Source organism: Pseudoduganella guangdongensis (assembly GCF_009857475.1).
In the GTDB taxonomy this organism is placed as follows: Bacteria; Pseudomonadota; Gammaproteobacteria; order Burkholderiales; family Burkholderiaceae_D; genus Rugamonas; species Rugamonas guangdongensis.
Genome location: NZ_WWCJ01000020.1, coordinates 23,111 through 40,942, shown reverse-complemented (window position 1 = coordinate 40,942; position 17,832 = coordinate 23,111). Strand labels below are relative to the sequence as shown.

19 protein-coding genes are annotated in these 17,832 nt (G+C 63.3%); 10 read left to right on the top strand and 9 right to left on the bottom strand.

What is annotated here, in order from left to right; genetic code table 11:
* Positions 1–12: 12 nt before the first annotated feature.
* Together GTP41_RS27200 and GTP41_RS21835 are read right to left on the bottom strand one after the other, a co-directional pair.
* Positions 13–597, bottom strand: coding sequence for a PEP-CTERM sorting domain-containing protein (locus tag GTP41_RS27200; protein WP_202419838.1), 585 nt, complete (start codon positions 595–597; stop codon positions 13–15).
* A gap of 176 nt (positions 598–773) precedes the next feature.
* Positions 774–2,735: an aminotransferase class V-fold PLP-dependent enzyme gene (locus tag GTP41_RS21835; protein ID WP_161027703.1), complete on the bottom strand. Its 1,962-nt coding sequence runs from the start codon at positions 2,733–2,735 to the stop codon at positions 774–776.
* Positions 2,736–2,835: 100 nt separating this feature from the next.
* On the opposite strand from GTP41_RS21835, the gene GTP41_RS21830 reads away from it, so the two are divergent.
* Entirely contained in the window at positions 2,836–3,321 is a 486-nt protein-coding gene (locus GTP41_RS21830) for an Lrp/AsnC family transcriptional regulator (protein WP_161027702.1), read from the top strand.
* 31 nt (positions 3,322–3,352) lie between these two features.
* Positions 3,353–4,543 (top strand): HPP family protein, encoded by a 1,191-nt coding sequence (locus tag GTP41_RS21825; RefSeq protein ID WP_161027701.1) that lies wholly within the window; start codon positions 3,353–3,355, stop codon positions 4,541–4,543.
* Here GTP41_RS21825 and GTP41_RS21820 read toward each other — a convergent pair.
* Positions 4,485–5,114 carry a retropepsin-like aspartic protease family protein gene (locus GTP41_RS21820; protein WP_161027700.1) on the bottom strand — a complete coding sequence of 210 codons (630 nt, stop codon included), beginning with the start codon at positions 5,112–5,114 and terminating at the stop codon, positions 4,485–4,487. The two genes, GTP41_RS21825 and GTP41_RS21820, sit on opposite strands and share 59 nt — an antisense overlap.
* A 91-nt stretch (positions 5,115–5,205) precedes the next feature.
* Here GTP41_RS21820 and GTP41_RS21815 point away from each other — a divergent pair, with 91 nt between their 5' ends.
* The gene (locus GTP41_RS21815) at positions 5,206–7,413 is read left to right on the top strand and encodes a DUF1631 family protein (RefSeq protein WP_161027699.1); all 2,208 of its coding nucleotides are present in this window, start codon (positions 5,206–5,208) and stop codon (positions 7,411–7,413) included.
* A 1-nt stretch (position 7,414) separates the two neighbouring features.
* Here the strand turns inward: GTP41_RS21815 and GTP41_RS21810 are convergent, their stop codons facing one another.
* Genes GTP41_RS21810 through GTP41_RS21800 form a run of 3 tightly spaced genes read right to left on the bottom strand, consistent with a single transcriptional unit; the run spans position 7,415 to position 9,147 of the window.
* A complete protein-coding gene (locus tag GTP41_RS21810; protein WP_161027698.1) occupies positions 7,415–7,759 on the bottom strand; it encodes a DUF3703 domain-containing protein in 345 nt (114 codons plus the stop codon).
* A complete protein-coding gene (locus GTP41_RS21805) occupies positions 7,756–8,232 on the bottom strand; it encodes a cupin domain-containing protein (RefSeq protein ID WP_161027697.1) in 477 nt (158 codons plus the stop codon). Before GTP41_RS21805 ends, GTP41_RS21810 begins: the two co-directional genes overlap by 4 nt.
* Positions 8,233–9,147 carry an ADP-ribosylglycohydrolase family protein gene (locus tag GTP41_RS21800; protein WP_161027696.1) on the bottom strand — a complete coding sequence of 305 codons (915 nt, stop codon included), beginning with the start codon at positions 9,145–9,147 and terminating at the stop codon, positions 8,233–8,235.
* A gap of 120 nt (positions 9,148–9,267) precedes the next feature.
* Between GTP41_RS21800 and GTP41_RS21795 the strand changes: the two genes are divergently transcribed.
* The 7 genes from GTP41_RS21795 (at position 9,268) to GTP41_RS21765 (ending at position 15,186) form a co-directional block, all read left to right on the top strand.
* Positions 9,268–9,513, top strand: coding sequence for a hypothetical protein (locus GTP41_RS21795; RefSeq protein ID WP_161027695.1), 246 nt, complete (start codon positions 9,268–9,270; stop codon positions 9,511–9,513).
* Positions 9,514–10,146: 633 nt separating this feature from the next.
* Entirely contained in the window at positions 10,147–10,782 is a 636-nt protein-coding gene (locus GTP41_RS21790) for a DUF1877 family protein (RefSeq protein WP_161027694.1), read from the top strand.
* A gap of 138 nt (positions 10,783–10,920) precedes the next feature.
* A complete protein-coding gene (locus GTP41_RS21785; protein WP_161027693.1) occupies positions 10,921–11,355 on the top strand; it encodes a hypothetical protein in 435 nt (144 codons plus the stop codon).
* A 126-nt stretch (positions 11,356–11,481) separates the two neighbouring features.
* Entirely contained in the window at positions 11,482–11,871 is a 390-nt protein-coding gene (locus tag GTP41_RS21780; RefSeq protein ID WP_371867381.1) for a DUF6367 family protein, read from the top strand.
* A 108-nt stretch (positions 11,872–11,979) separates the two neighbouring features.
* On the top strand, positions 11,980–12,585 hold the full coding sequence (locus GTP41_RS21775; RefSeq protein WP_161027691.1) for a hypothetical protein: 606 nt from the start codon (positions 11,980–11,982) through the stop codon (positions 12,583–12,585).
* A 131-nt stretch (positions 12,586–12,716) separates the two neighbouring features.
* A complete protein-coding gene (locus tag GTP41_RS21770; protein WP_161027690.1) occupies positions 12,717–14,534 on the top strand; it encodes a DUF885 domain-containing protein in 1,818 nt (605 codons plus the stop codon).
* A gap of 94 nt (positions 14,535–14,628) precedes the next feature.
* A complete protein-coding gene (locus tag GTP41_RS21765) occupies positions 14,629–15,186 on the top strand; it encodes an outer membrane beta-barrel protein (RefSeq protein WP_161027689.1) in 558 nt (185 codons plus the stop codon).
* On the opposite strand, the gene GTP41_RS21760 is transcribed toward GTP41_RS21765, so the two are convergent.
* Genes GTP41_RS21760 through GTP41_RS21750 form a run of 3 tightly spaced genes read right to left on the bottom strand, consistent with a single transcriptional unit; the run spans position 15,183 to position 17,733 of the window.
* On the bottom strand, positions 15,183–15,836 hold the full coding sequence (locus tag GTP41_RS21760) for a porin family protein (RefSeq protein ID WP_161027688.1): 654 nt from the start codon (positions 15,834–15,836) through the stop codon (positions 15,183–15,185). The two genes, GTP41_RS21765 and GTP41_RS21760, sit on opposite strands and share 4 nt — an antisense overlap.
* A complete protein-coding gene (locus GTP41_RS21755; RefSeq protein ID WP_161027687.1) occupies positions 15,836–16,459 on the bottom strand; it encodes a response regulator in 624 nt (207 codons plus the stop codon). The genes GTP41_RS21760 and GTP41_RS21755 overlap by 1 nt, the downstream gene beginning before the upstream one ends.
* Positions 16,456–17,733, bottom strand: coding sequence for a sensor histidine kinase (locus tag GTP41_RS21750; protein ID WP_161027686.1), 1,278 nt, complete (start codon positions 17,731–17,733; stop codon positions 16,456–16,458). Before GTP41_RS21750 ends, GTP41_RS21755 begins: the two co-directional genes overlap by 4 nt.
* Positions 17,734–17,832 lie beyond the last annotated feature (99 nt).

The following is a 17,832-nucleotide window of genomic DNA, read 5'->3' as shown; positions in this document are numbered from 1 at the left end:
AGCTACGTCCGATTACGCGGATTTGCGGCGGCGGCGGGCCAGGGCGACCAGGGCCAGGCCAAGGCCGGACAGGGCCAGCGAGGTCGGCTCAGGGACTGGCTCGAACTTCAGGCTTGCGCTGACGAAGTCGGAACCCGCATATTTGTAATTGTTGACTTGCGCGCTGTTCTGGACGGTGAAGTTGAACGTCTTGTCAGCGGCAAAAGTCTTGAACAGGCTGTCGGTCAGGCTGAATACCCAGGAACGCTGGATATCGTCGCTGTGACCAAGGTTGGTGACGGTGTAGCTGTCCACGCTCAGGCCGGCCACGTTGTTGAGGGCAACACCTTTGGCATTGTCCCACGCGCCGCCCAGCTTGAGCGGGCCAAAGCCTTCCAGTACCAGGGTCGCGAATTCCGAGGTCACACCGGTGGTGTAGTCGCCGTTCAGCACAACGCTGAACTTGGCTTGCTTGCCGGCGGCCGGCAGGCCGCCCAGCGAGAAGCTGAAGCCTTGATGGGAGCCGGTGATGGTTTCGGTCTTGCTGATGGTGATTGGCGCGGCGAAAGCGGTTGGTGCGGCCAGCATGAGGGCCAGGAGGGTGGTACGGAATTTCATTAACTTATATCCAAAATTAAACAGTTTTTACTATAAAGCAATTAACATGCCAGCATAGTAACGTTATGATTTGTCTAGCTTTTTGAAATTGACGCGCGACCCGCTGTAAAGTTTTCCGACAAAAAAACGGCGACCCGAGGGCCGCCGCAAACAGGATACAACTTTCAAACTTGGTGTCAGGCTGCCAGGGCCAGCCCCGGCGCGGCGAGGGCGATGCCGCCGCTCAGATGGTAGGCCTGGCGGTAGCCAAGGCGGCGCAGGCATTGCGCGGCTTTGGCGCTGCGGTTGCCGCTGCGGCAGAAGAACACCAGCGGCGCCTGTTCGGCGGCGCCCAGCCAGGCCGGCACAAACGCGGCCAGGCGGCTCAGGGGCACGCTTTGCGCGCGGCGCCCGCCCGGGATGCAGGCCGCCTGCTCATAGGCTTCGCGCACATCGACCAGCACGGCGTTCGGGTGCGCTGCCAGCAGGCGGGCCAGCGTGACGCTGTCCAGGTTGACGTCGGTGCTGATGGCTGCGGCTTGCGCTTCGGCGCGCAGACTGGTGCAACAGGCATTCACCTCTTCCCGCCCGGCGCAGAGCAGGGCGTCGGCCGGCACCCGGCCTTCCAGGGCGGCCAGCGGTGCCAGGCCGGTGAAGGCGTAATCGACTTTCTCGCCGCTACACAGCAGGTAGGCGTACCGCCCGCCAGCGAGCGCCACCCGGCGCAGCGTGTGCGGGCCGAAGGCGATGCTGTCGCCCGCTGCCGCCCAGCCTTCGCCGTCGCGCGTAGTAAGGCGTGCGGCCAGCTGGTAGCCGTGGCTGCGCAGCAGGCTGTCGATGCGTTCGGCCAGTTCGGCCTGGTGGTCGATCGCGATGCATTGGCGCGTGGCGGCGTCCAGCAGCAGCCAGCTATGGTTGCCGCCCAGGCTCAGTTGCAGCACGCCTTCCGGCACACTGGCGCCGGAGGTCGGCGTGTCCAGCATGCCGGCCTCGCGCAGCGCCTGGCCACAACGTTCGATGCGGGCGCAGGCTTCGTTGATGACTTCCGCGCTGGCCAGCGGGCCGAAGGACATGCGCACGGCGCTGCTGCTGCGCCAGGCCGGCAGGCCCATGGCGTCCAGCACATAGCTTGGCGCGGCCTTGGCGGCGGAACAGGCGCTGCCGGCGCTGACGCGCACATTGGCGGCGTCGAACACGTCCAGCAGCTCCTTGCTCGACAGGCCGGGGACGGAGAAATTCAGGGTGGTCGGCAGCGCCTTTTCAAACGGCGCGTTGAACACGATACCGGGCAAGGCTTTGCGCAGGCTGGCCGCCAGCTTTTCACGGAAGCCGTGCAGTTCGGCCGGCGAGCGGAAGGTGTCGCCCTCCTCCAGCGCGGCCAGCACGGCGCCCAGGGCGGCGATGCCCGCCATGTTTTCGGTGCCGGAACGCAGGCCGGCTTCCTGGCCGCCGCCCATCACCAGCGGCGTGTACGGCGCGCCTTCGCGCACATACAGCATGCCGATGCCTTTCGGCGCGTACAGCTTGTGGCCGGAGAACGGCGCGTAATCAATGCGCGTATCCCCCAGGTCCAGCGCCAGCTTGCCCAGGCCTTGCACGCAATCGACCATCCAGAGGGCCTGGCTGCCTTCCAGGGCGGCGGCAATGCCGGCCAGGTCACTTACCACACCGGTTTCATTGTTCGCCGCCATGGTACAGACAAAGGCGGCCTGCGGCGCCAGCGCGCGCAGGGCATCCAGGTCGTGGCGGCCGTCGCCGTCCACCGCCAGTTTTTTCAGTTCGAGCTGCAGTCCCAGCAGGCGGTTCCAGTGCGCCAGCGCTTCCGGCACGGCCTTGTGCTCGGTGGCGCCGTAGACCAGCAGGCGGCCGATGCTCTCGCCGCGCTCGCGCCGTTCACGCAGCGCGCACAGGGCGGATAGCACGGCGGTCTGGATGCCTTCCGTGGCGCCGCTATTGAACATGATGCGGCCGCCGCCCACGCCCAGCAGGCGTTTGGCGCGCTGGCGCACCGTGTCCATCATGGCCTTGGCTTTGAGGCCGGTGGCGTGGGTGCTGCTGGGATTGCCGAAACAGTCACGCATGGCCTGAACCGCCGCGTCGATGGCAGCCGGCAGCACGCAGGTCGTGGCATTTCCGTCGAGGTAAATTTCTTTGCTCATGCTAAATAGTGTACGAAATGGAGCCGAATCGCTTATGCCAAAATTACCCCAAACTCGTCCCAATGTAGAATAAGCATTCCAAATATCGATATAAACAAAAATGAACGATCTCGACCGCTTTGACTACGCCATCCTCGGTGCGCTGCAGGTGGACGGCACGCTCTCGGTCGCCGAGCTGGCGGAAAAGGTGGGCTTGTCGACCACGCCGTGCTGGAAGCGCCTGAAGCGGCTGGAGGAGGATGGCTATTTCGACCGCCGCGTCGCCATCGTCAACCGGCGCAAGGCGGGCTTGCCGGTGACGGTCTTCGTCAGCGTGCGCACCAGCCAGCACGACGAGAAGTGGCTGGCCAAGTTTGCCGCCGCCGTGGTGGCGCTGCCGGAGGTGCAGGAATTCCACCGCATGAGCGGCGATGTCGATTACCTGCTGAAGGTGGTGACCACCGATATCGAAGGGTATGACCGTTTTTACAAGAAGCTGATCAAGGCGGCCCAGCTCACCGGGGTGTCCTCGGCGTTTTCAATGGAACAGATCAAGTACACCACCAGCCTGCCGCTGGACCTGGTGTCGCACGGCGCGGGCGCCTGAAAGCCTGGCGCGGCCGTGGGATAATGGCGGAATGCTGAAATCCTGGCTCACCTCCCTCCTCCCCGCGCGCAGCAATACTTCCCAACGCGAACGCCTGCGCGCCAGTGCCGGCGCCCTGCTCGGCCTGGCCCTGACCAGCGCGGTCGCGCACTACCTGCTGGGCGACCACGCCATCTGGCTGGTGGCGCCGATGGGCGCCTCCGCCGTGCTGCTGTTCTGCCTTCCCGCCAGCCCGCTGGCCCAGCCCTGGTCCGTCATCGGCGGCAATGTGGTGTCGGGCCTGATGGGCGCGGCCTGCGTGCAGTACCTGGGCGCCGGCCCGCTGGCGGCCGCCCTGGCCACGCCGCTGGCCATTGCCGCCATGTTCGCGCTGCGCTGCCTGCATCCGCCCGGCGGCGCCACCGCCCTGATGATGGTGATCGGCGGGCCCGCCGTGCATGCGCTGGGCTACCGCTTCGCCCTGGGCCCGGTGCTGCTGGACTGCGTGCTGATGGTGCTGGCCGCCATGGTCTACAACAACCTGAGCGGGCGCCGCTACCCGCACCAGCAGCAGCCGGCCCAGCCGCACCCGCATGCGACCAACGACGCGGCGCCAACGGCGCGCTTCGGCTTCCAGCCGGAAGACCTGGACGCCGTGCTGCGCCAGTACAACCAGGTGCTGGATATCAGCCGCGACGACCTGCAAGCCCTGTTCCTGAAAACCGAGGAGCGCGCCTACCAGCGCCGCTTCGGCATCATCACCTGCGGCGACATCATGTCGAAAGATGTGGTGACGGCGGAATTCGCCACCCCGCTGGCCGAGGCCTGGCGCGAAATGCGCAAGCACCGCGTGGCGGCGTTGCCGGTGCTGAACCGGGTGCGGCGCGTGATCGGCATCGTCACCACCAGCGACTTCATGACGCACGGCGGCCTGGACGACTACCACGGCATGCGGCGCCAGTTGCGGGAGTTTTTGCGCCCGTCCGGCACCAGCCACTCGGAGAAGCCGGAAGTGGTGGGGCAAATCATGGTGCGCCAGCCGCGCACCGCCAACGTCGACACCCCGATCACCGAGCTGGTGCCGCTGATGGCCGATTCCGGCTTCCACCACATTCCCGTGCTGGACCACGAGGACCGTTTCGCCGGCATCGTGACGCAGTCCGACGTGCTGGCCGCGCTGTACGCTAGAAACGCTTGGACAGCGTCAGCATCCCCGACTCCGTCTTCATATCAAGGCGCTTGAGGACCGAGTTCCCGAGCAGGACCACCGGTAGGCCGGCCTCGTTGATCGAGGCTTCCACATTGGCGAACTCGAATTCGCCGACGCGCACGCGGTCAAGCTTGACGATCCACACCTCCGCCGGGCCGGCCGCGGTTTGCGAGAAGGCGCGGCGGCCCTTGAGGCGGTAGTCGATGCCGAACTGGCGCGCCATCGGCGCCGGAATCGACACCAGCGAGGCGCCGGTATCGACCAGCATCTTCACCGGATTGCCGTTGATTTCGCCCACCACCGAGAAATGGCCGTTGGCGTCCGGCGCCAGCACCAGCGCGTTGGCGGGAGTGCCCCCGCCCGCTGCGGCAAACTCGCCCAGGCGCACCGTGTAGCGCTTGCCTTTATCCTCCAGCGTCGCCGATTCCGGGCTCACCGCCACCAGCTTGCTGCCGTCCGGCAGGGTCGCGCCCACCGCGAACGTGCGCGGCGCGCCGCCATTTACCGACAACAGCGCCTTTTCTTTCATCGCCGCCACCAGCGAAACATCGGCCTGCGCCGACGCCGCAGCGCACATTGCTGCCGCCATCAATGCTAAACGCATGTAAAAAACTCCATTCAAATGTACATTTTGACACATAATCTTTCTTCAAATTACCCCTTTTTGATGCAACATTTGGATAGAATCGAGTCCTATGCAAACATTGAAACGGGTGCTTGCACTCGCCATTGAAGAAGCCCAGACCGGGTTCACCACCCTGTGCCGGCGCATGACCGACCGCGCCGACGAGGTCCTGGGCGAAGCCGTGCGCACCGCGCCCGCTGCCGACCAGCGCGGCGCCGCCGCCTGCCGCGTATTCCTGCGCGAGCAGGGCGCCACGCTGCGCGCACGCATGGAGCGCGCCTATGCCAGCCTGCTGGCGCGCGCCATGCAGACCATGCACACCGACCTGCGCACCGGCCTGCACGACTTCCGCGCCGACACCCTGACCCTGGTCGACGACGACGTGATGACGCGCCAGATCGAGGTGGAGCGCCTGCTGCTGCGCCTGCGCGACGCCGACGAACTGAGTCTCGGCCACCTGAACCTGATCATCGCCCAGATGCACGGCGACAGCGAAGTGCGCGAGCGCGAGAACCCGTTCCGGCCCTACCTGCTGGCGCGCACCCTGTACGACGCGCTGCATTCCATGGTGGAGGAGGAGGCGCACAGCAAGCTGCTGTTCGACACCCTGTCGCAGACGATGACGGCGGAGCTGGGCGACTTCTACACCCGCCTGCGCGAAGTGTTCGAATCGCGCGGCATCCGTTCCCGCCTGCTGGCCCGCCCTTCCGCGCTGGGCCGGCGCGAGCGCGAACGGCGCGACTGGCAGCGCGCCGCCGCCGGCCTGGCCGACGCCGACCAGGCCATGCGCCGCCGCGTGGCAGCCCTGGGCGCGGTACGCCAGCACGTGGAGCCCAACCAGGAATTGCAGGAGCTGGTGTTTAGCCTGTTCAACCCGGCCGGCATGCGGCGCGGCGCGCGCCCGGCGCAGGCGCCGGCGCCGCTGCAGATCGATGGCGCCCTGCGCCAGCTGCAAAGCGAGCACGCCGCCGCCGCGCAAGCCTCCCACGCTCCGCTGGCCCTGCGCGAACGCCTGAGCGGCCTGCCGCCCGGCCCGCAACGCGTGGTGGCGGAACTGGCCGGCATGCTGTTCGAATTCATCCTGAACGACGAGCTGCTGCCGCCGCCGCTGCGCACGCAGTTGTGCCGCCTGCATACGCCCTTCCTGCGCGCCGCCCTGCAAGACCAGTCGGTGCTGCAAAACGCCCACCATCCGGTGCGCCGCCTGCTGGACCGGATCGGCTCCGCCGCCGCCGGCATCGGTGCCGACTCGCCCTTGCTGCAGCCGCTACAAGGCGAGGTGCAGCGCCTGGTCGAGCGCGTGCTGCAGCAGTACGAGCACGACCCGGCGGTATTCGCCGACGCCGAACTGGAGTTCGACGGTTTCCTGGCCGGCCTGCTGCGCGAGTGCGAGCCGGCGGTGCGCCGTTGCATGCCGGCGTTCGAGCGCGCGGTACAGGTGGCGCCACAGGTGGCGGCCATCGCCGACGCCCTGCGCGGGCAACTGGAAACGGTCAGCATCGACCGCCGCATGGTGGACTTCATCAGCGGCACCTGGGCCCAGGTGATGGCGCACACGCAGGGGCGCGAGCCTGACCACAGCCAGCTGCTGCCGGAGCTGGTGTGGAGCGGGCAGGAGAAGATGCTGCCGGAGGAGCGCGCCGCGCTGATGAAGATGCTACCCGGGCTTGGGCGCCAGTTGCGAGCCGGCCTGGCCATGATCGGCATGCCGGAAGCGACCGCGCAGGCGGCGCTGGACCAGCTGGTGTCGCTGCATATGGATGTAATGTCGAACAAGCTGCCACCGGCCACCACGCCGCGCCTGGGCATCGCCGCCTTGCGCGAGCGCCTGGGCGCCACGGTGGCGCAGGCGCTGGCGGCGCGCGATGCCGGTGGCGCCGATGCAGGTGCGGCCGCTACTGCCGCTGCGCTGCCCGGCCACAGCCACTTCCGCGCGGAGTTTGCGCTGCACGGCCAGCAGGTCGCGGTGCAGCCCGACCCCGCCCTGTCCTCCGCCGCCCACGACGAGGACTGGCTGCAGTGGGCGCGCGCCGGCAACGGCTTTGAACTGCTATCCGGCGAAAACTATATGCCGCTGCGCCTGGACGCGGTGGCAGCACGCAATGCCGGCTTCCTGTTCACCGCCAGCGGCTCGCCAACCCCGCTGGTGTATTCGCGCGCCGCCTTGCTGGCGGCCCTGCGCGAAGGCAGCCTGCGGCCGCTGGAATACGCGCCGCTGTTCGAGCGCGCCGTGGAATCGCTGATGACGGGCGCCGAATCGCTCGACGCCTCGCGTTAAGTCAGGACGAAGGCGGCTTGCCCGCCTGGTCGATCTCATCCTGCAAATCGGGCGGCACCGGCAAGCGCTTGAACATGCTGATATCGCTGCCGCCGGTATTCCCGGTCGGCACCACGCCGACCGCCGAACCCAGCGCGCCGAGCACAATGCGCACCAGTTGCCCCAGCACCGCCAGCGGACGCCCGCGCCGCACTTCGATCTTCAGCATCAGCCAATGCGACAGCACATGCGGCCACACCTGCAGCTGCCCGATCACGTGGGCGCGCTCCAGGTGCCGCAGGGCCGCCTCCAGCTCGCCCGCCGCCATGCGCGTGCGCGCCGCCGCAATTTCCGCCTCGAAGCTCATAGCGGGCCGAATTCCTGGCCTTCGGACAGCTTATAGATCTTGATCTTGTCACCGGTGCGCACCATGCGCCGGTCCAGCGCCGGGAAATCCGCCACCTCGCACGGCAAGTCCTCGCCGCCCATCAGGTAGACCAGGTCCTCGCTGCCACGGTTGATCAGCTGGTGCGCCTTGGACGGCGTCGGGAAGCCGACAAAGTCGCCCGCCTCCAGCGTGTAATCCTCGCCGTCGATATGCGCTACGCCCTGGCCGGAGAGGATGTAGATCCACTCTTCTTCGTTATGGTGCAGGTGGTAGGCAAACGACTCCTTGCCCGGCTTCAGGCGCCCGATGCTGACCATGCTGCGCTTCAGCCCCGCCATGCGCGCCAGCTGCGAGCCGGTGATTTCAGAGGCGGGGTTCCATGGATGCGAGAAGGTACCTTGCGCCTCCTCGGCCTGCTGGCGTTTCACGATATGCTTGTATTGCTCGCTCATTCAATGCCTTTCCGCAGCGCGCCGCAACAGGGCGCTCGCCATCGATTCAATGTCATCCCGCATGTGAAGCTGGTCCAGCCAGGCGGCGGGAATGTGCCTGGCGCCGTAGTATGCCCCCGCCAGTTGGCCGACGATTGCCGCCGTGGTGTCGGCATCATCGCCAAGGTTGGCAGCCGCCAGAATAGTCGATTCGAGATCATCGTGCTTGGCGAAGCACCACAACGCCGCCTCCAGCGAGGCCACGCAGTAGCCCGACCCCGTCACGTCGCCTATGCCTTTGCCCGCATACGCGCGATCCGCGAGCTGCGCCACTTTCACTTCCGCGAAGCCTGCCGCGCCGACATCGAGCAGTGCATCGCGCGGCATGCCTTGTAATGCGCGCGACAATAACAGGCCAAACAAGCGGCAGCACTCCACCGCCTCCGACGCCGCATGCGTGGTGCGCGAACTCAATGCCGAGAACTCCAGCACGTCCGACTCGGATGGATGGAAGAACAGCGCCACCGGCGCCAGTCGCATGAGGGAACCGTTGCCCGCCGACTGCGGATCGCTGGAACCGGCGAAGGGATCGCCGTTGGCCTGGAAGCGCGATAGCGCCTGCCGCACCGTCATGCCGATATCGAAACACTCGCCGGTCGAACTCAGGTAGCCCCACTGCCACCAGTTCAGGTAGCGCGCCATCTGGTCATGCGCATCGAAGCCGCCCTTGGTCAGCAGGCTCTCGGCCAGGCACAGCGCCATCGACGTATCGTCCGTCCACTGGCCCGGCGCCAGCCCGAACGGCCCGCCGCCGCGCATGTCCTTCACCGGCACAAACGACCCGCGCGGCATAAACTCCACCGTCGTCCCCACGGCATCCCCGCAGGCCAGACCAAGCAGGCAACCACGATAGCGTTCCTCAAGCGTTGGTATCATGTCCCGGCATTCCTGGTATTTGTCGAAATCGCAACAGTGTAGCAGGCAACGCAGCGCGTCTGGGGCAGCCAAGACCAGCCTTTGTAGATGATTTAGGAAGCATCATAAGGATGAGTGTTCGTGGGAATTGAGTACAAAATTAAGTTTGCCATGCCGATGGACTTCGAACCGTCGGCATTGTTCAGAAAGTTACCGAGCCCAATCGAGCGCTCTGCTATGGCTGAGATTTACAACTACGCGGTTGAATCGGACGGATTCTATTTTGTCGACCACCTGGTGAATCGGGAGATTGCCTCAGTGGCGCTGCGATTGTTCATTGACGAGGCACTAACCCATTCTCCATCGATCCAGATCATCGAACCATGAAAACATGAGACGTGCCTTAACGGCCAGATGCGGCTGTCTGAGCATCATGCAAGTTACGCTCTTATCGCTGGTTTTTCCATGAACGAGACTTCTAAGTATGACTATTCGCACAAGGCGCAGCGATCTCCTCGCCCACGCAACTACAGGCTCTGGTTTCACCGATGACGACGTCGTCAGCGAGTTTGAGACGTACCAAACCAGCTATAGCGCGGAAGCTGCATTTTGCGGATTCCTTGGCATGGCATGTGAGATTGCAATTTAACGTCCGCAACTCATGGAAAAACTGCTCCCAACAGTCATAGATCCGGCGCATGCAATGGGAATTGATTCGTCAGAGGGATTCATTGAATATGCGAAGGTCTTGATTGAGCGCGACGCGTTAAAAGCCCCCCAATATCGGGAATTTTCGAAAAGCGGAACTGACTACTTCCAACAATTTATGAGCAGGCACCTCGCGGCAATACAGAATCTCCTAAACAAATTGAGTACACTTCCTGGTGCGTAATACGCCGGCCGGCCCGATGCGACCGCGTACAATCGGCCAAGAGCAGAAGTTCGATGAATTAGCGTTACAGATGCTAAGTTGTATGAAAAATGGAGCGAAAACTCTCCGACTTTTGAAACGGAAATTTGATGGGAATCGTAGCTTATTATCTCGATGTAGATGCAACTCAACTCGCCACGTTGAAGGCAACGCCAGCTCTTGTTTGGAATATCCACAGCGATCCAAGATTTGCAAAGGCGAGCATGATCGACAATGACAAGGACTGGGAAATTTTGTCTTGGCTTACTTCGCCAAAGAAGCGCGTTGAAAAGTGCCATGAAGCGGCGTGGGGACGGGCGCGTGACAAGGACGTAGACCAAAAAGCATCGCGAGAAGAGTTCAAGCAACTGGTCGCAAAGTCAATTGAAGAACTCGGCTGCCCCCCAGATACCCAGGAATCTGATTCACTTTTAAAGGCAATCGAGGGGCGCGGGGCCGCGAATGAACGAGAGCCGTCGTTGAACTTTGGACTTGGTGCTGCAAGAGTATTTCGGCCCGATGAAGTCAAACTGCTGGCGGTCTCGTTTGCGAAGTTCGATCTCACTGCGCTTCGAAAGCAGTTTGACCGAAAGGAGATGGCTAGATTTGAAGTCGGTGGCATGGATTGGGAAACTGAGCCCGACCAGGTGCTTGAGCAATTTCTCGTCCCATCCTTTAGAAAAATCAACGACTTCTATCAGCGAGCTGCACGCCTGAATCACTACGTGCTGGTCGTATATCAGTAGTCGCCTTGCGGATAACTTTGAATAGCTGAAGAAACGTTGGCTGCGACCGGCCAGAAGCGGACTACTCCGACGACGTTAGAATGATTTTCCTGAAATCGTATTTGGCTCGCCGTAAAGCATCGCCTTAAGTTGGACAGAATGAAAACCTGGATCGTAAACCTTACTGTTTCGCCCCCATTTGAACGTGCACATCAATGGGGAATGTATCTTCGTCTTGAGCTAAATGATTCATCTGGCTCGCATGCTCGCCTTTGGTCGCGTCGTTTTCAGGGGATGGATTGGATGCAGGAGCCACCATTGTCGGAGCTTCGTATAGGCAACCCTATCTTGTTAAGCGATCAGCTGAGCCAATCAATTTTGGAAACACTCGCTCAAGCGAAATTACAATTCGCTCCGCTCGAAAAAGTGGCGTCGATCCATCCGACGAGCTATCAGCTACAAATTGAGTCCGGCAGCCATTCATGTCAATTCAACTGGTTTGATGCTCTACCTCGCGAATGGTACGATTTGTCAGAATTGGTAAGAATTCTAGAAGCTCTGGGCAGGGAGCACTCAGTTCAGAATCCCGAGTGATCTTTTCTGCGTTTAACTTGCCGCCTTACGGGCTAAACGGCATTTGATAGGCTGGCTGCCCTCGGCCAACACCAGACTTCCAATTTTATTTGAGAGACACCATTGAGCTTGGTAATTCTTCAATTAGTGACTACGCGCATCGGGGACTGGACTGTATCGGTTCATTCTCGCCACGGCTCGAAAGAGCATGATAGAAAACACGTGCACATCAAGAAGCGTGGCTTGGGAGGGGAATATTCTTGGAACGTAGACGGTACCCGCCATGACAGTCATCGTTTCCCTGCGGGAGAGCAATGTATAAAAAGAGCAAAAGAATTAGCCGCAAATGCACTGAATATTCCTGCTAATACTATGCAGCTTCTTACAGGATTTGAAGGTGGCGTTTTTCTAAGTGTGCAAGATCACCTAGATGCGACTAACTCAGGTAAGGTATTTAATTCCTATGTTCATAAAGGAAAAATCGTTACAATATTTGGAGGGCATAGCGCGTTGGTGATCGTAATTGATAGCCCTTGAGCCCGCGATGAAAAATTAAGCCTGCACTCGGCTGCGGACAGTCATGCCAGTGTTGAAAATACAATGAATCAGACGGCGATACGGATTACCCTAAATGTGGAGGGTCCTTTGAACTCTGAACTCGAACGAGCAAAGAAATACAGCAATTCTCTCAATGAAATACGACTGAGGCTTGCCGTCCTTGAATCTATGTGCCAGGGATCCTTAACTACTGGAAGTGAATATTTTGATTACGAGTTAGCAGCTGTAAACCTTAGGAAAATATTAGAGAATATTGCTTTCGGTTCGCTCACAGCTAACAGTAGGGCTTACGAAGGCGTTTACGCCGGAATAGAGAAAATCTGGCGCGCGAAGGAATTATTAGACAAGTTGGAGCGGATGTACGTTGATTTCTATCCAAAACCGTTGGAGCCACCCGTCATAACTGATGGCATCCCGCGCAAACTTCATTTTGAATTGCTCACTTCAGGTTTCTTAACGCGTGTCGAATTCGTTGAGCTATACGACCTCTGTAGCAGCGTGATACATAGCCAAAACCCTTTTAAACCTAGCGCTACTATTAACTTCAGGCTGTCAGTTATGGAATGGGTGCACAGAATCCGTTCATTGTTAAGATTTCATTTTTTTAGGCTTTCTGGTCTGCCTCAGCTTTGGCTTGGGGAATTGGAAGGGCCCGATGGCTTTTCGCATGTACAAATAGCGTCACCGACCTAGATAATGTCTTTCGGTCTTAGTTATAGTCCGCAAAGGGGTGCGGAAGCAGCCTCCCGACTACCCAAGTCCATATTGAAGCGCCGGAACCCTTCGCGTATGCTTGTCGCTCCTTCATTTAAACGGACCGACAAATGAAACATCGTATTACCCTCGGCGCGCTGACCGCTGCCGTTTTGCTGGCTTATGCCCCTGCCTACGCCACCGCCGCTGCTGCCAAGCCGGCCGCTGTGGAAAAGGCGCCGGCCAAGAGCGATGAGGCGGCGAAGAAGCAGTTCTGGACCCTGGCGGACGAGTACTACGATGCCATCGCCAAATACGACCCGGTGGGCGCGACCCAGAACGGCGATAACCGTTTCGACGACCAGATCGGCAGCGCCATCGCGCCCGCCACGCGCGCCAAACAGTTCGACCTGTACCGCGCCTTCGCCAAGCGCCTGCAAGCCGTCCCGCGCGCGCAGCTGAATCGCGGCGACCGTATCAGCTACGACGTCATGGCCTTCGAGCTGAAAACCTACCTGGCCTACGAGCCGTTCCCGGAGCACCTGCTGCCGATCGACCATATGGGCAGCATGCCGGTCACCCTGGCCAACTTCTCCAGCGGCGACGCGTCGCAGCCGCTGACGACCGTCAAGGAATACGAGGCTTACCTGAACCGACTAAACCAGCTGCCGGCCTGGGTCGAGCAAGCCATCGCGAACATGAAGGAGGGCGTGGCCAAGGGCATCACCCAGCCGAAAGCCATCATGACCGCTGCCCTGCCGCAGTTCCAGAAACTGGTCAGCGAGACGCCGGAAAAGAACATCTACTTCACCCCGGTGAGCAAATTCCCAGCCAGCTTCAGCGACGCCGACAAGCAGCGCCTGGCCGCCGCTTACCGCGCCACCGTGGCTGACAAGGTCAATCCGGCCATCGCCAAGCTGGCGGCCTTCGTCGAGAAGGAATACATCCCGGCCTGCCGCACCAGCACCGGCTGGAACGCGCTGCCGAACGGGGAAGCCTGGTACAAGGCGCGCATCGCCGATTCCACCACCACCAGCAAGACCGCCGAAGAAATCCACCAGACCGGCCTGCGCGAAGTGGCGCGCATCCAGTCGGAGTTCGCCAAGGTCGGCCCTAAGCTGGGCTACAACGGTCCGGCCGCCGGCCTGCCAGGCTGGATCGCGCAGCAGCCGCAATTCTTCCCGTTCAAGACCGATGAGGAAGTGTTGGACGTGTACCGCAAGCTGGACAAAGTGCTGGACACCAAGCTGCCCGCCATGTTCACCCTGATCCCGAAGGCTAAGCTAGACCTGCGCCTGGAGCCTGAACTGAGCCGCGACACTGCGTCCGACCACTACACGGCGCCGGCGCTGGACGGCTCGCGCCCTGGCGTGTTCTGGTCCGTGGTCACCGATCCGAAAAAATACGGCAGCACCGGCATGAACACCCTCTACCTGCACGAGGGCAAACCGGGCCACCACTTCCACATCGCCCTGATGCAGGAGCTGGACATGCCGAAGTTCCGCAAGTTCGGCGGCAACACCGCCTTCACCGAAGGCTGGGCGCTGTACGCCGAAACCCTGGGCAAGGAAATGGGCATGTTCGAAGATCCGGCCCAGTACTTCGGCCACCTGAGCGACGAAATGCTGCGCGCGGTGCGCCTGGTGGTGGACACCGGCATGCACGCCAAGGGCTGGACGCGCGAGCAGTCCATCAAGTACATGACCGAAACCCTGGGCGACGAAGCCGTGGCGCGCAACCAAACGGAGCGCTATATGGTGTGGCCGGCGCAGGCACTGGCTTACAAGACTGGCTCGCTGAAGATCCAGGAACTGCGCGCCAAGGCCGAGCAGGCGCTGGGCAAGAAGTTCACGCTGGCGAAATTCCATGCCATCGTGCTGGGCGACGGTACTGTGCCGCTGGCCCTGCTGGAAACCAAGGTCGACGCCTGGATCGCCAGCGCCAAGTAAGCAGCAGCATGACTTTCGGCAGGTGCGCGTGCGCCCTGTCTTCCCTAAAGTGATGGCACGGCATGCACAGCGTGCCATCACTGAAAGGGATTCAATGAAACACCTCGTCACCATCATCGCGCTGGCCGCCGCCAGCATTGGCACCGCTAAGGCGCAGGACTACTTTGCCGGCGCCGCCATCATCGCCCCCGGCAACACCCACCTGGACACCGCCGCAGGCCGCGTCGAAAGCAAGAACGATCCGCTGCGCTTCAAGCTGTATGGCGGCATGAACTTCAGCGACAGCCTGGCGCTGGAAGCCGGCTACGCCCGCTTTGGCAAGGACCGCTTCAGCACCCCGGGTGCCGAGGTCGGCATCGCCACCGACACCCTGTACGTCGCCGCGCGGGGCACCTGGCACCTGAACGACTCGTTCGAACTGTTTGGCCGCGTCGGCGTGTCCGCGCAACGCTATAGCATAGACCAGCTGGCCGGCGCGCCTGGCCACAAGAGCGGCTTCTCGCCCCTGCTCGGCGTGGGCCTGGGCTACAAGCTGACGGACAAAGTGACGCTGACACTGGAGGCCGAGCACTTCGGCCGTATCGACATCAACAAGAACGGCCAGCGTTTCGGGCGCGGCGGCTACTCTGCCGGCCTGAAATACGCCTTCTAAAAACTGTACAGCAGCCCGGCGCTCCAGGCCACGCTGCTGCGCCGCTCCACGCCGGGCGCATGGGCGCTGCTGCCGGCCAGGCGGATGCCGGTGACGGACGTCATCAGCGTGTGCCGCCGGCCCAGGCGCCAGTACCAGCGCGCGCCAAGGCGATTGCTCCACAACTCGTCTTTTGCGGTGGCGGCCTGCAGCACCATGGTGTGGTCGGCATCCACCGGATAAAACCAGTTCAGCGCCAGCTCCGCCTTGACCGCGCCATCGCGCACCCCGACGCCCGTCAGCGCCACCAGCTCGACGTCGTGCAGCACGCGCCACTGCACAAAGGCACCCGGCGTCGGCTGGGTGCCGCCCACGCCTTGCGCGCGGCGGCTGAACGACAGCAAAGGGCCGTACTGCAAATGCTGGTCCTCCGACAGCTTCCAGCCCGCAGACAGCCCTTCGACAAAGGCGCCGTTACTCCACGCCATGGAAAGCCAGGGATAGACCGACGTCTCGCGCGTATTGCTGCCCTGCCGCGTCCACGCCTCGCCATAGGCGAAGCCGAAACTGCCTTCTCGGCTGCCCTCCGGCATCAGGGTGACGGGCGACTGGGCGCCGGCTTGGCCCGCTGCAGCGAGCAGCAGGGGCAGCAAGAGTATCGCGGCGCGCATCAGATCAGCCCCATTTCCAGGCCGTGCAGCACGGCGCGCACGCGGTCGCGCACGCCCAGTTTGGCCAGGATGCTCGACACATGGTTCTTCACCGTGCCCTCGCTCAGCGCCAGCGCCGCCGCGATTTCGGCATTGCTCAAGCCGCCGGCCATCAGCGCCAGCACCTCGGTCTCGCGCTCGCTCAGTACACTGGCCGCATCCGGCACGCCGCGCGCGCTTTCGAAGGCGGCGCGCGTGCGCTCGGTCAGTGCGGGGCGGAACAGGGTGCCGCCCTGCGCCACCGTGCGGATGCCTTCCGCCAGGCGCTCCAGCGAAATATCCTTCAGCAGGAAGCCGCGCGCACCGGCGCGCATGCCGTCGAACAGGGCCTCCTCATCATCGAAGGTGGTGAGCAGGATGGCCGGCGGCAGCGGCTGGCCGCTGCGCAACAGGTCGATGCCGGAGCAATGCGGCATGCGCACGTCCAGCAGCAGCACGTCGGCCTCGGTGCGCGCCAACAGCGCTGCCGCCTGCGCGCCGTCCGCCGCTTCCGCCACCACGCGGATATCGGGCGTCATATCGAGCAGGCCGCGAATGCCGCTGCGCACCAGCATCTGGTCGTCCACCAGCACCACGCGGATCATGGCTGCGCTCCCGCGTACGGCAGCGAGATGCGCAGGCCAAAGCCGCGCCGTGGCAAGTCGTCCGCCTCCAGCGCGCCGCCCAGCATGGCCAGGCGCTCGCGCATGCCGCGCAGGCCGTTACCCTCCGGCGCCGTGCCGCGTCCCGCGCCGTCATCCTCGATCACGGCATGCAGCCGCCCTTCGCGCACGGCCACGTCGATGACCAGGCTGGCGGCCTGCGCATGGCGCACCGCATTGCTGACAGCCTCCTGCACGCAGCAGAACATGGCATGCGCCACCGCCGGTTCCGCCGCCGGCAAGTCGTCCGCCACACGCAGCGTGATCGCCGGCTGCGGGATGCCTGCGCACAGGCGTTGCAGCGCCAGCCGCAAGTCAACGCCGGCCGCCGCCCGTTCGGACGCCACCACCGTGCGCACCTGCGCCAGCAGGTCGCGGGAAAGCTGGTGCGCCGTCAGCAGCGAGGCGTCGGCCTGCGCGCCGGCTTTGCGCCGCGCAATATCCAGGTGCAGGTTGAGCGCGGTCAGGTGGTGGCCGGTCGAATCGTGCAGGTCGCGCGCGATGCGCATGCGCTCGGACTCACGGATGGTATCGGCCAGCAGCACCTGGGTCGCCAGCAGTTCCGCATGCTTGGCGGCCAGCGCCTGGCGGCTGCGCCGCTCGCGCGACGCCAGCCAGCCCAGCGCGAAGGTGAGCAGCACGACCAGTTGTTCCAGCAGCACATACAGCACCGTGGCCGTGGCATTGCGGTCGTTGGCGGCCACGTCGCCCTGCAGCGCCAGCGCCGCCATCACGCCAATCGTCAGCGTATTCAATCCCAGCATGGCCGCCAACGCCGCCAGCGCGCGGCGCGGCGCCAGGTGGCTGGCCAGCATGGCCGCCAGCACCATCGACAGCACCACCGAATGCAGGGCGCAGGCCGCGCCCAGCTGCAACGCCAGCACCAGGCGCTCGGCGCCCGGCCCCAGCCTGCGGCGCGCCTGCAATTGCAACGCGGTGGCCGCGACAAACAGCGCGCACAGCAGCGCGGCCAGCAGCAGGAAGATGTGCAGTGCCACTGCGGCATGCTCGGAACCGGCGCGCAGCAGCGAGGCCGGCGGCGCAAACCAGCCGGCCAGGCGGCGCGCCAGCACGCCGGCAGGGCTGAACAGGTCGGCGCTGCCCGGCCCCAGGTACCAGGGCACCAGGATTTCGATGGCGGCGCCGGCCAGGCTGGCCAGCAGGATAACGCCGGCAGCACTGCCCGGGCGCAGGCGGAAGGGAAGAATGGCCGGCATAGGTAGCAAAAAGTAAATGGCGCCGCAATTCTACCCGGCCCCGGGGCGCGCCGGCAGTGGCGCCAGTCACGGCCATGACTTTCGGCAGGGGTGGCGCGC

Bases quoted from the DNA above. Each gene is read 5' to 3' on its own strand.
- GTP41_RS21770 (WP_161027690.1), top strand. From the start codon at position 12,717: ATGAAACATCGTATTACCCTCGGCGCGCTGACCGCTGCCGTTTTGCTG.
- GTP41_RS21800 (WP_161027696.1), bottom strand. From the start codon at position 9,147: ATGATACCAACGCTTGAGGAACGCTATCGTGGTTGCCTGCTTGGTCTG.
- GTP41_RS21835 (WP_161027703.1), bottom strand. From the start codon at position 2,735: ATGAGCAAAGAAATTTACCTCGACGGAAATGCCACGACCTGCGTGCTG.
- GTP41_RS21760 (WP_161027688.1), bottom strand. From the start codon at position 15,836: ATGCGCGCCGCGATACTCTTGCTGCCCCTGCTGCTCGCTGCAGCGGGC.
- GTP41_RS21820 (WP_161027700.1), bottom strand. From the start codon at position 5,114: ATGCGTTTAGCATTGATGGCGGCAGCAATGTGCGCTGCGGCGTCGGCG.
- GTP41_RS21765 (WP_161027689.1), top strand. From the start codon at position 14,629: ATGAAACACCTCGTCACCATCATCGCGCTGGCCGCCGCCAGCATTGGC.
- GTP41_RS21805 (WP_161027697.1), bottom strand. From the start codon at position 8,232: ATGAGCGAGCAATACAAGCATATCGTGAAACGCCAGCAGGCCGAGGAG.
- GTP41_RS21830 (WP_161027702.1), top strand. From the start codon at position 2,836: ATGAACGATCTCGACCGCTTTGACTACGCCATCCTCGGTGCGCTGCAG.
- GTP41_RS21755 (WP_161027687.1), bottom strand. From the start codon at position 16,459: ATGATCCGCGTGGTGCTGGTGGACGACCAGATGCTGGTGCGCAGCGGC.
- GTP41_RS21750 (WP_161027686.1), bottom strand. From the start codon at position 17,733: ATGCCGGCCATTCTTCCCTTCCGCCTGCGCCCGGGCAGTGCTGCCGGC.
- GTP41_RS21815 (WP_161027699.1), top strand. From the start codon at position 5,206: ATGCAAACATTGAAACGGGTGCTTGCACTCGCCATTGAAGAAGCCCAG.
- GTP41_RS27200 (WP_202419838.1), bottom strand. From the start codon at position 597: ATGAAATTCCGTACCACCCTCCTGGCCCTCATGCTGGCCGCACCAACC.
- GTP41_RS21790 (WP_161027694.1), top strand. From the start codon at position 10,147: ATGGGAATCGTAGCTTATTATCTCGATGTAGATGCAACTCAACTCGCC.
- GTP41_RS21785 (WP_161027693.1), top strand. From the start codon at position 10,921: ATGAAAACCTGGATCGTAAACCTTACTGTTTCGCCCCCATTTGAACGT.
- GTP41_RS21810 (WP_161027698.1), bottom strand. From the start codon at position 7,759: ATGAGCTTCGAGGCGGAAATTGCGGCGGCGCGCACGCGCATGGCGGCG.
- GTP41_RS21825 (WP_161027701.1), top strand. From the start codon at position 3,353: ATGCTGAAATCCTGGCTCACCTCCCTCCTCCCCGCGCGCAGCAATACT.